Consider the following 11,877-nt stretch of genomic DNA (forward strand, 5'->3'; position numbering starts at 1 on the left):
ACCCTAATTTTTCTAATGGCTGTTGCGAGATATCATCGTTTGCCGCGGGATCACAAACTGCCTAGATTTGCGGCGCCTGCGCAGGCAACGGTATTCACCCGATCACCTTCATGGAAGTCACGTCATCATGTACACATCCCTTTTTCCAACCGTGCGCAACACCGCGATATTCGCCTTATTGCTCGGCGCAGGCAACTGCATGGCGGCTACCGACATGCGCCAGGTCGTGGACAGTACGGTCCAGCCCCTGATGCAGCAACAGGACATCGCCGGCCTGTCGGTGGCGATCGTACAGAACGGCAAGGCGCAATACTTTAACTACGGCGTCGCCAACAAGGAGAGCAAGCAGCCCGTCACCGAAAACACCCTGTTTGAAATCGGCTCGGTGAGCAAGACCTTCACCGCCACCCTCGCCGGCTATGCCCTGGCCAACGGCAAGCTGAAGCTGTCGGACCCGGCCAGCCAATACCTGCCGGCATTGCGCGGCGACACGTTTGACCACATCAGCCTGCTCAACCTCGGCACCTACACCGCAGGTGGCTTGCCCCTGCAATTCCCCGATGAGTCCGATAACGCCGGCAAGATGATCAGCTACTACCAGCACTGGAAACCGGACTTCGCTCCCGGCACCCAACGCCTGTATTCCAACCCGAGCATCGGCTTGTTTGGCCACCTGGCAGCGCAAAGCCTGGGCCAGCCGTTTGACCGGTTGATGGCGCAGACCTTGCTGCCGAAACTCGGCCTCAAGCACACCTTTATCAGCGTACCCAAGTCACAAATGAACCTGTACGCCCAGGGTTACGACAAGGCCGGCAAACCGGTGCGCGTCGGGCCTGGCGCCCTGGACGCCGAGGCCTATGGCATCAAGACCAGCACCTCGGACCTGATTCAGTACGTTGAAGTGAACATGCACCCGGCGACGCTGGAGAAGCCGCTGCAACAGGCGATTGCCGCAACCCACACCGGCTACTACACGGTGGATGGCATGACCCAGGGCCTCGGCTGGGAGATGTACCCCTACCCAATCACGCTGGATGCATTGACCCAAGGCAACTCGGCACAAATGGCCTTTCAGCCCCACAAGGTCAACTGGCTGACACCACCGCAAGCGCCCCATGCCGACACGCTGGTGAACAAGACTGGCGCCACCGGTGGTTTTGGCGCCTACGTGGCGTACGTGCCGAGCAAAGGCCTGGGGGTGGTGATCCTGGCGAACAAGAACTACCCGAATGCCGAACGGGTGAAAGTGGCCCATGCGATCTTGAGTGCGATGGATAAATAAATCCCTGCACACCTCAAATGTGGGAGCGGGCAAGCCCGCTCCCACATTGTTTTGTGGCGTGATTCTAGTTGGGTTTACATCCCCAGCCAATGCGGCAAGGCCAGCGATATGAACGGCAGGTAAGTCACCATGATCAGGAACACCAGCAGGATCATCAGCCACGGCAACGCCGCGCGGATGGTCTGCCCCAGCGTCAGCCCTGTCACTGCCGAGGTCACAAACAGGTTCAACCCCACCGGCGGATGCACCAGGCCAATCTCCATGTTGACCACCATCACAATCCCCAGGTGAATCGGGTCGATCCCCAGCTTCATCGCAATCGGGAAAAAGATCGGCGCCAGGATCAGCACGATCGCCGACGGCTCCATAAAGCTGCCCGCCACCAGCAACACCACGTTGACCATGATCAGGAAACCAATCGGCGTCAGGCCCTCGGAGATCACCCACGCGGTGATTTCCTGGGGAATCTGCTCCGTGGTCAGCACGTGAGCGAAGAGCATGGCGTTGGCGATGATAAACATCAGCATGATCGCCAGGCGCCCGGACTCCAGCAGCACCTTGGGGCAATCCCTGATCTTCATGTCCTTGTAGATGAACAGCGCGACAAACGCCGAGTACACCGCCGCCACCGCCGCCGCTTCGGTCGGGGTGAACATGCCGCTGTAGATCCCGCCCAGGATGATCACCAGCAGCAACAGGCCCCAGAATGCCCGGCGGGCGCAGGTCAGCCACTCGCGAAAGGTCGCCCGTGGCTGGGCCGGCAGTTTCTTGATGCGCGCGACGATGTAGATCGCGACCATCAACATCAAGCCCAGCAGCAGGCCCGGAATCACCCCGGCCATGAACAGCTTGCCCACCGAGGTTTCCGTGGCGGCCGAGTACACCACCATCACGATCGACGGCGGAATCAGGATGCCCAGGGTACCGGCGTTGCAGATGATCCCGGCGCCGAATTCCTTCGGGTAGCCCGAGCGCACCATGCCCGCCACGGCAATCGAACCCACCGCCGCCACTGTCGCGGGCGAGGAGCCCGACAGTGCGGCAAACAGCATGCATGCCAGCACCGCCGCAATCGCCAGCCCGCCGCGGATATGCCCGACGCAGGCGTTGGCAAAGTCGATCAGCCGCTGCGCCACGCCACCGGTGGTCATGAACGCACCCGACAACAGGAAGAACGGAATCGCCAGGAAGGTATAGGCGTCCGAGGTTTCAAACAGCTTGATTGCCAGGGAACTCACCGAGTCCGGGCTGAACATCAGGATCGACACCGCGCCCGACAACCCCAGGGAAATCGCGATGGGCACACCGAGGAACATGAACACGAACAGCAGCAAAAACAGACACAGAACGGCCATCAGTGACGCTCCTCATGGCTGCCGGCCAACTTGCTGGCTTCACCGGCTTCGTCGGCCAGGCCCAGCCCGGTTTGGCGGTGGGTGAAGATGCGGTAGAAAATTTCCAGATAGCGGATGAACACCAGGGCAAAGCCGATGGGCACGATCACCACGATGTCGTCGACGTCGATGCCGAACTTGTCGAGGTCTTCGGCGCCGATGTGCGCGGTGGTGACCGCACTCAGCCATTTGTAGCTGGCAACCATGAACAACCCGGCGTAGGCCAGGCAGCACAGGCAAGCCAGCATGCCCAGCAGGCGCTGCATCCGGCGCGGCGTCAGCTTGACCAGCGCGTCCACGCCCAAGTGGCCGGCGGTGCGCACGCCGTAGGAGATGCCAAAGAAAATCAACCAGCCGAACATGGCCTTGGTCAGCGCCACGCTCCAAGTCATGTCCTGGGCCCAGCCCATGGTGTGGTCACCCAGGGCGTTGAAGAAACCGCTGCTCCACGCCCACTTGTCGGCAAGGGCAAAGAACAGGGTGTAGATGTTGTTGAGCATGACGTAGACAAAAGTCACCAGGGTCATGGCGGCCAGCAGGATGGCGATAAAGCCTTCCTCCAGGTGCTCCCAGACGCGCCTTAGCGTTTGCATGGCAAAACCTCGCGAAGCGGAGATAGGTGTGTGCAAGGCTTGGAGGCGGGAACCGGATCAACATGTGGGAGCGGGCTTGCTCGCGAATGCAGTCTTTCAGTTGATGCATTCGGTGACTGATACACCGCATTCGCGAGCAAGCCCGCTCCCACATTTGATCTCGGTGCTCTCCAAATTACTGGTTCGACGCGTCGGCCGCCTTGATCAGGTCAGCGCCGATTTCACCTTCGAACTTCTGCCACACCGGGCGCATGGCTTCGCGCCAGAGCTGGCGTTGCTCGGGCGTCAGTTCGATGATTTCGCTGGTCTTGGCGTCGATGATCTTCTGCTTGGCCGACTGGTTCAGCGCCTCGGCCTGCTTGTTCACCTCGACGGTGACTTCAACCATGACCTGGTCCAGGGTGGTGCGCACATCCGGCGGCAGGCCGTTCCAGAACTTGGCGTTGGTGATCACCATGTAGTCGATCAGGCCATGGTTGGATTCGGTGAAGTACTTCTGCACTTCGTTGACCTTCTGGCTTTCATAGTTCGACCAGGTGTTCTCGGTGCCGTTGACGGTGCCGGTCTGCAAGCCCTGGTACACCTCGGCAAAACTCATCTTGCGCGGGTTGGCGCGGATCGCCTTGAACTGCTCCTCCAGGACGCTGGAGGCCTGCACGCGGAACTTCAGGCCACGGGCATCCTTGGGCTCACGCAATGCCTTGTTCGCCGACAGTTGCTTGAGGCCGTTGTGCCAATAGGCCAGGCCGAGGATGTTCTTGTCTTGCATCGAGGTCAGCAACGCCTTGCCCTGGGCCGCCTGGAAACGGTCGACCGCCGCCAGGTCGTTGAACAGGAACGGCAGGTCGTAGATCTGTACTTGCTTGGTGTACTGCTCAAACTTGGCCAGGGACGGCGCCAGCATCTGCACGTCGCCCAGCAGCAGCGCTTCCATTTCCTTGCCGTCGCCGAACAGCGAGGAGTTGGGGTACACCTCGACTTTCACCCGGCCGGGCAGGCGTTCTTCAGCGAGCTTCTTGAACAGCAAGGCGCCCTGGCCTTTGGGGGTGTTTTCCGCGACGACGTGGGCGAACTTGATCACGATGGGGTCGCCCGCCTGGGCCAGGCCCGCGGCAAACAAGGTGGCGGCGCAGAACAGCGCCCGAGAAAGCTTGAGCATGGAAAATCACCTTCTTATTGTTGTGTTATAGGGCAAGGTGCCTGATGTCACGCGTATAGAGAATTTCGAATTTTAGATACCTGCGTTCGGCGTGGACGAACGCCGATTTTGCAAACGACAGAGATCCAATGTGGGAGCGGGCTTGCTCGCGAAAGCGGTGTGCCAGTCACCGGATGCACTGGCTGACCCGACGCTTTCGCGAGCAAGCCCGCTCCCACATTTCTACGGTTGCGCGGCTAATAATCGTTGGGCCCGCAACAACACCGGTGCATCCACCATCTGCCCGTCCAGCTGATACGCCCCGGCCCCATGGGCACCAGCGTCCACCACCCGTTTGGCCCAGGCCAGATCCTCGGCACTGGGGGCCAACGCCTGGTGAATCACCGCCACCTGCTTGGGATGGATACACAGCGCGCCGGCAAAGCCCATTTCATAGGCATGCCGAATCGAACGGCGCAGGCCTTCGGGGTCGTCGATGGCCGGGTGCACGCCGTCCAGCGGCGCCACCAGCCCGGCGGCGCGGGAATGCACGATCAAGGCAAGGCGAGCCTGGTCGAGGGCAAATTGCGCGGCCGGGGAGCCGCTGCTCAGGTTCAAGTCCAGCGCCAGGTCCAGGCCACCAAACGACAGGCGCTCCACCAGCGGCGCATGGGCGATTTCCGCCACCGCCAGCAAACCCCGCGCACTCTCGATAATCGGCCAGATAGCCTTGCCCGTTGCAGCCACCACGGCCACCTGGGCCGCACTTTCAACCTTGGGCAGCAACACCCCCGCGACCCCGGCGTGGGCCTGACAGAACGCCACATCGGCAAAATGCTCGGGATGCTCCGGCGCGTTGATCCGCACCCACACCCGCGCCGCCGGCGTCGCCTGCAAAAACACCCCGAGGTTGTCCCGGGCCTGACGCTTGAGCGGCTCTTCCACCGCGTCTTCAAAATCCACAATCACCGCATCGGCGCCACTGGCCAGGGCCTTGGCAAAACGTTCCGGTCGGCTGCCCGGTACAAACAGCGCAGAGCGCACAAGAGAGGTTGGCATCGTTCGATTCCTTGTCAGATAACGCCGCGGATACGCAGTCCGTCGATGGCTTCAGCGGAGTAACCCAGCTGGTCGAGAATCCCCTGGCTGTGCTGCCCCAGTCCCGGCACCGCATCCATCCGCGGGGTGAACGCGGCATTGCGTGCCGGTGGCAGCAACGACGGCAACTTGCCCGCCGGGCTGTCGACTTCACGCCAACTGTCCCGGGCCTTGAGCTGCGGGTGGTCCCACACGCCTTGCATGTCGTTGACTCGTGCACTGGCGATTTGCGCGTCTTCCAGGCGCTGGATCACGCCTTCGGCGCTCATCTGCGCAAAACGGTCGACGATGATCTGGCGCAGCACGTCGCGGTTTTCCGAACGCTTGAAGTTGGCCGAGAAACGCTCGTCGGTGGCCAATTCCGGGGTGAGCAGCACCTTGTCGCAGAACGCCGCCCATTCCCGCTCATTCTGCAACCCGAGCATCACCGTGCCGCCGTCGCCGGTGGGAAACGGCCCGTAGGGGTAGATCGTCGAATGCGCCGCACCCGCGCGCGGTGGCTGGGGCGCGCCGTCGAACGCGTAATACATCGGGTAGCCCATCCACTCCACCAGGCTTTCCAGCATGCTGACGTCGATGCGACTGCCCTGCCCGGTCTTGCCCCGCAGCAGCAGCGCCGAGAGGATGCCGCTGTAGGCGTACATCCCGGCGGAGATATCGGCGATGGAGCAGCCGGCCTTGGCCATCTGGTCTTCACCCGGGCCACCGGTGACCGAGAGAAAGCCGCCTTCGCTCTGGATCAGCAGGTCGTAGGCCTTTTTCTTTTCATACGGGCCACCCTCGCCATAGCCGGAGATGTCGCAGACGATCAGCCGCGGGAAGCGCTCATGCAGCGCCTCGAATGACAAACCCATGCGCGCAGCCGCGCCCGGTGCGAGGTTCTGCACCAGCACATCGGCATCGGCCAGCAGGGTTTCCAGGATGTCCCCGGCATCGTCGTGCTTGAGGTCCAGGGTCAGGCTTTCCTTGGAGCGGTTGGTCCACACGAAATGCGAGGCCAGGCCGCGCACGCGCTCGTCATAGCCCCGGGCAAAGTCGCCCGCCCCGGGACGTTCGATCTTGATCACCCGCGCGCCCAGGTCGGCCAACTGGCGGGTGCAGAACGGTGCGGCAATCGCGTGTTCCAGGCTGACAACGGTGATGCCGTCCAGCGGTCGTTGATTAGCGGTCATGACAGTTCCTTAAAGCCAGTGAGCCAGGGACGCGGCGTTGCGCAGGTCCCAGACTTTTTCGATCAGCCCGGTGGTTTGCGCGGGTGTGCGGGCACCGCTGAATTGGGTCAGGCGCTGGAACTTGTCGGCCAGCTCCGAGCGGTTCAGGGTGTTGCCCGGGTCGCCCTTGGGTTCGTCGATGGCGCCGTGCAGGGTGCGACCATCGGCGGTGGTCACGATCACCCGGCCCAGCCAGCGCTGCGGATAGGCACCGTCGACTTCGGTGTCGAGGGTCATGGAGACCTTGTCGCGAATCGCCGCCACGTCCCCGTCGCTCAGCGCCAGCTCGTGAAACTCGGTCAGCCCGGCCTTGCCATGCACGGCAATCAACCCCAGCACGGTGCCCATGGAGAACTTGGCCTGGTGCACGGTCTGCGGCAGCGTCACCCGGCCCAACACGTCGATGGCGCCCTGGTGAACGCGGGTTTCCACATGGGCGATCTGCTCATGGCCCAGCCCTTCGCGCTGCATCAGATCCAGCAGCGCATCGGCGGCCGGATGGGTATGCCGGCATGAAGCATGGAACTTGAACGACGTTTCCAGCAGCGCCCAGCGACTGCCGAGGCGATCGGACAATTTGCCTGGGTCGGCGTCGGTGGACATGCCCGCCGCCATCCCCTGATCACCTTCCAGAATATTGCGCGCACCGGTCAGCCCGTCCGCCGTCAGATACGCCGCCAGCAAACCATCGGCAGCGGCCTTGGCAGTGTGCAGTTGCTTGGAGTCGGCGGCATCCCGCAGGAACTCCCACAGCCCGGCCGCCTGAGTGCCGGCACTGCCCAGCAGGTTGATGAATTGCTCTTGGTTGAAGTCGAGCAATTTGCCCACGGCCACCGCCGCCGCGAGGGTGCCGACGGTGGCCGTGGTGTGGAAGATCCGGTAGTGGGAACGGCCCATGAACTCACCGATGCGAATCCCGGCTTCGTAACCGGCCACCGAGGCCAGCAGCAGTTCGCGACCGGACTTGCCGAGGTCTTGCGCCGCCGCCAATGCCGCCGGAAACACCACGGTCGCCGGGTGCAATACCGAGCTGTTGTGCAGGTCATCCTGCTCCACCAGGTGCGACGACGCGCCATTCACCAGCGCGGCGAAATAGGCACTGCTGCTGTCGCCGTTGACGATGATCTGCGCCGGGCCATCAGCCGGGCCCATCCTGCGGGCATAACGTTCGAACAGCGGGATCGGATGCGCGCCCTTGCTGGCCAGCGCCGAGGCGAGCCAGTCGAGGAACAGGTCTTCGGTGCGGGCGAGTACGGCGTCCGGCAATTGTGCGTAATTCAACTCGGCGAGGAACCGACACAGCGCTTGGGTATGGCTCATGGTCGGGCCCTCAGAAGCTGCGTGGCAGTTCGAGCAGATGCTCGGCCACGTAGGACAGGATCAGGTTGGTGGAGATCGGCGCAACCTGGTACAGGCGGGTCTCGCGGAACTTGCGCTCCACGTCGTATTCGCAGGCAAACCCGAAGCCGCCGTGGGTTTGCAGGCAGGCGTTGGCCGCCTCCCAGGAAGCCTTGGCCGCGAGGTACTTGGCCATGTTCGCGCTGGCCCCGGCATTGGCGCCGCTGTCGTATTCCTCACAGGCACGCCAGCGCATCAAGTCGGCCGCTTCGATCTCGATATGGGCTTCGGCAATCGGGAACTGCACGCCCTGGTTCTGCCCGATGGGCCGGCCAAATACCACGCGGTCGCGGGCATAGGCGCTGGCTTTCTCGATAAACCAGCGGCCATCGCCGATGCACTCGGCGGCAATCAGGGTGCGTTCGGCGTTGAGGCCGTCGAGGATGTAGCGAAAGCCCTTGCCCTCCTCGCCAATCAGGCTGTCCAGCGGCAACTCCAGGTTGTCGAAGAACAGTTCGTTGGTCTCGTGGTTGACCATGTTGGCGATGGGCTGCACGGTCAGGCCGTTGCCGATGGCTTCCCGCAAGTCCACCAGGAAGATCGACATGCCTTCGGATTTTTTCTTCACCTCGGCCAACGGCGTGGTGCGGGCCAGCAGGATCATCAGGTCGGAATGCTGCACCCGCGAGATCCAGACTTTCTGGCCATTGATCACGTACTTGTCGCCGCGCTTGACTGCGGTGGTCTTGATTTTGCTGGTGTCGGTGCCGGTGGTGGGCTCGGTCACGGCCATCGACTGCAGGCGCAATTCGCCGCTGGCGAGCTTGGGCAGGTAGAAGCGTTTCTGTGCTTCGCTGCCGTGACGCAGCAAGGTGAACATGTTGTACATCTGGCCGTGGACGGTGCCGGAGTTGCCGCCGCAGCGGTTCACTTCTTCCAGAATCACCGAGGCTTCCGCCAGCCCCAGGCCGGAGCCACCGTATTCTTCGGGGATCATTGCCGACAGCCAGCCGGCGTCGGTCAAGGCTTTGACGAAGGCTTCCGGGAAACCCTTTTCTTCATCGACCTTGCGCCAGTAGGCAGCGTCGAATTCGGCGCAGAGTGCGCGCACGCCTTCGCGGATGGCATTCAGTTCTTCGTTGTCATTCGGGTTCATTAACGGCTCTCCGCCTGTTGTTCTTGGAGGTTTATTCGAAATGCAGTTCGGCGCGCTGGGCCAGGCCGTCGGCGTTGCCCGCCCACAGTTCCGCGACGCCCGGCGCGGTGACGTGCCCGCCCACTTCAAAGGCTTGCGGGGCAATCAACGGACGCACGCCGCGATACGAGAAACGGCGCAACGTGGCCGCGGGGTTGGCGCGGCAAAATGCGCGCAGGCTCAAGGTGGCGATCAGCGGACCGTGCACCACCAGCCCCGAATAACCTTCGGTGCCGGTGACATAGGGGTAGTCGTAGTGAATGCGGTGGCCGTTGAAGGTCACGGCGCTGTAGCGGAACAACAGGGTTGGCGTCGGGTCGACCGCTTCACGCCAGGCGCCTTCGGGGAGCACGTCACCACTGCCCTGCTTGGGCGGCGTGGGTTCGCGGTAGACGATGTCCTGTTCTTCGCGCAGGGCCAGGCGGCCGTCCTGGGAATAGTCGTGGCGCACGGTGACGAACAACAACGAGCCGGTGCGACCGGTTTTTTCTTCCACCCGGGTGATGGTCGAAACGCGGGTGGCGGCCTCACCGGCACGCAATGCATGGAAGAACTCGATGCGCCCGCCGGCCCACATGCGGTTGCGATTATCGGCCGGCGGCAGGAAGCCGCCGCGGGCCGGATGACCGTCACCGCCCAGGGCGGACTCGGGCAGCGGGTCCTGGAAGAAGCACCATTGCCACAAGGGCGGAACCGGCTCGCCATCTGCCGGTGCCGCTTCGCCAAAGGTGGCGGCGATGCGTTTGAGCAGGTTGTGGCTCAAGTGGTCGTGGGCTGTTTCGCTACGGCCGATCCAGTCTGTGGCGCTCATCAGGTGCATGTCCTCGGGCAGGGAATCTGAACCGGATCATGCTGGGCCCTGGCCGTTCTGAGAATTTGCATTTCAATAAAGCAGCGTTCGGCTATGCTGAACGCCATCGCCCATAATAAAGATCTCAAGAACCCGGATGATAAATGTGGGAGCTGGCTTGCCTGCTCCCACATGGGTTCTTCGTCGCTGCCCCGGAGCCTTGCATGCACTTTGATCTGGCTGACTTACGCCTGTTTATCCATATCGCCGAATCCCCCAGCCTGACCCAGGGCGCCAAGCGCGCGTTCCTTTCGCCGGCCGCCGCCAGTGCGCGGATCAAGGCCCTGGAGGGCCAACTCGACACCCGCCTGTTGTACCGCGACAGCCGTGGCGTGGAGATCACCCCGGCGGGCGAACGGCTGCTGCACCATGCGCGGCTGATCATGCGCCAGGTAGATTACCTGAAAAGCGAGTTCACCCAATACGGCATCGACTCGGCCGGGCATATCCGCATTTTTGCCAACACCACCGCCGTGACCGAATTTCTCCCGGAGGTGCTGGCCGGCTTCCTGTCCCAGCGCCCCGGCGTGACGGTGGACCTGCAGGAGCGGCTGTCGCGGGATATCGTGCGGGGCGTGCTGGATGGCACCAGCGACATGGGCATCATCGCCGGGCCTGTGGAAGCGTCGGGTTTGCAGGTGCTGCACTTCAGCACCGACCACCTGGTGCTGACGGTACCGGAGGGGCATCCACTGGCGGGCCTGCCTTCGGTGACGCTGGAGCAAACCCTGGCTTATCAACATATCGGCTTGCATGACGGCAGCACGTTGCTGAGTTTCCTGCGTGAACATGTGGAGCGGCTGGGCAAGCACTTGTCGTTGCGCATTCAAATGTCGAGCTTCGAGGCGATCTGCCGGATGGTTGAGGCGGGCGTGGGGATCGGCATCATTCCCGAGTCGGCCGCCGTGCGGCACAGCCGGACCATGCAACTGGTGACGGTGAAGCTGGATGAAGTTTGGGCAGTGCGCGAGCGCAGTATTCTGGTGCGGGAACTGGAGGCGTTGCCGGGGACGATTCGGGCGTTGATCGCGACCTTGATGCCCGAGATGGAACCGCCCCGGCTGCCGGGCGCCTAAGCTAACGTTGCCCTTTTGCGAAGGAGATCTGGTCATGCAGCTTGAAGGTTCCTGCCATTGCGGCGCGGTTTCGTTCAGTCTTGAGAGTGCGCATCCCTACCCTTATCAGCGGTGTTATTGCTCGATTTGTCGCAAGACCCAGGGGGGTGGCGGGTATGCGATCAACCTTGGGGGGGATGCCAGGAGCCTCAAGGTGCGGGGGCGCAAGTTGATTTCGATTTATCACGCGCGGATGAAAGAGCCGGGGGATAGCCGGGCGCATGCGAGTACGGCTGAGCGGCATTTTTGTTCGCAGTGTGGGTCGGGGTTGTGGTTGTTCAGTCCGCAGTGGCCGGAGTTGATTCATCCGTTTGCTTCGGCGATTGATACGCCGTTGCCGGTGCCGCCGGAGCATACGCATTTGATGCTGGGGTCGAAGGCGCCGTGGGTTGAGGTGAGTGTTCGCGCGGGGGACCTGGAGTTTGAGGAGTATCCAGAGGAGTCGATTGCCGAGTGGCATGAGCGGTTGGGGCTCGGCTGATGGGTGTATATCCGTTATTTAGGTAAAGGCCGCCTATGGTTCCGCTCTTACAGCGGCTCACTTTTGAAAAGCGCAAAAGTAAGCAAAACGCTCTTGCCCCACCACTCGGCACCTCGCCTAGGCTCGGTGTGCCCTCACTCCGGCTTTGGACCGTGGGCCGCCGTCATGGGCCATCCCTGGCC

Annotated in this window: 11 protein-coding genes; 3 read left to right on the forward strand and 8 right to left on the reverse strand. The window is 62.5% G+C overall.

Annotated features, from left to right (window positions below):
• Positions 1–127: 127 nt before the first annotated feature.
• Positions 128–1,282: a class C beta-lactamase gene (gene ampC / locus HX801_RS20355; RefSeq protein WP_177022615.1), complete on the forward strand. Its 1,155-nt coding sequence runs from the start codon at positions 128–130 to the stop codon at positions 1,280–1,282.
• Between the two features lie 74 nt (positions 1,283–1,356).
• Here the strand turns inward: ampC and dctM are convergent, their stop codons facing one another.
• The 8 genes from dctM to HX801_RS20395 form a co-directional block, all read right to left on the reverse strand.
• Complete coding sequence (gene dctM, locus HX801_RS20360; RefSeq protein WP_003215062.1) at positions 1,357–2,637, reverse strand: C4-dicarboxylate TRAP transporter large permease protein DctM; 1,281 nt, start codon at positions 2,635–2,637, stop codon at positions 1,357–1,359.
• On the reverse strand, positions 2,637–3,269 hold the full coding sequence (locus HX801_RS20365) for a TRAP transporter small permease (RefSeq protein ID WP_177022616.1): 633 nt from the start codon (positions 3,267–3,269) through the stop codon (positions 2,637–2,639). The genes dctM and HX801_RS20365 overlap by 1 nt, the downstream gene beginning before the upstream one ends.
• Before the next feature lie 175 nt (positions 3,270–3,444).
• On the reverse strand, positions 3,445–4,428 hold the full coding sequence (locus tag HX801_RS20370) for a TRAP transporter substrate-binding protein (RefSeq protein ID WP_177022617.1): 984 nt from the start codon (positions 4,426–4,428) through the stop codon (positions 3,445–3,447).
• 222 nt (positions 4,429–4,650) lie between these two features.
• Complete coding sequence (locus HX801_RS20375; protein WP_003215055.1) at positions 4,651–5,466, reverse strand: CoA ester lyase; 816 nt, start codon at positions 5,464–5,466, stop codon at positions 4,651–4,653.
• 14 nt (positions 5,467–5,480) lie between these two features.
• Positions 5,481–6,677, reverse strand: a complete 1,197-nt coding sequence (locus HX801_RS20380; RefSeq protein WP_087694990.1) for a CaiB/BaiF CoA-transferase family protein — start codon at positions 6,675–6,677, stop codon at positions 5,481–5,483.
• Between the two features lie 9 nt (positions 6,678–6,686).
• A complete protein-coding gene (locus HX801_RS20385; protein ID WP_177022618.1) occupies positions 6,687–8,036 on the reverse strand; it encodes an MmgE/PrpD family protein in 1,350 nt (449 codons plus the stop codon).
• A 10-nt stretch (positions 8,037–8,046) separates the two neighbouring features.
• Complete coding sequence (locus HX801_RS20390) at positions 8,047–9,210, reverse strand: acyl-CoA dehydrogenase family protein (protein ID WP_177022619.1); 1,164 nt, start codon at positions 9,208–9,210, stop codon at positions 8,047–8,049.
• Positions 9,211–9,241: 31 nt separating this feature from the next.
• Positions 9,242–10,060: a MaoC family dehydratase N-terminal domain-containing protein gene (locus HX801_RS20395; protein WP_177022620.1), complete on the reverse strand. Its 819-nt coding sequence runs from the start codon at positions 10,058–10,060 to the stop codon at positions 9,242–9,244.
• Between the two features lie 203 nt (positions 10,061–10,263).
• Here HX801_RS20395 and HX801_RS20400 point away from each other — a divergent pair, with 203 nt between their 5' ends.
• Together HX801_RS20400 and HX801_RS20405 are read left to right on the forward strand one after the other, a co-directional pair.
• Positions 10,264–11,175, forward strand: a complete 912-nt coding sequence (locus HX801_RS20400) for a LysR family transcriptional regulator (RefSeq protein ID WP_003215044.1) — start codon at positions 10,264–10,266, stop codon at positions 11,173–11,175.
• A gap of 34 nt (positions 11,176–11,209) precedes the next feature.
• The gene (locus tag HX801_RS20405; protein WP_087694984.1) at positions 11,210–11,695 is read left to right on the forward strand and encodes a GFA family protein; all 486 of its coding nucleotides are present in this window, start codon (positions 11,210–11,212) and stop codon (positions 11,693–11,695) included.
• Positions 11,696–11,877: the final 182 nt, after the last annotated feature.

It is taken from the genome of Pseudomonas sp. G1002, assembly GCF_013385455.1.
GTDB lineage: Bacteria > Pseudomonadota > Gammaproteobacteria > Pseudomonadales > Pseudomonadaceae > Aquipseudomonas.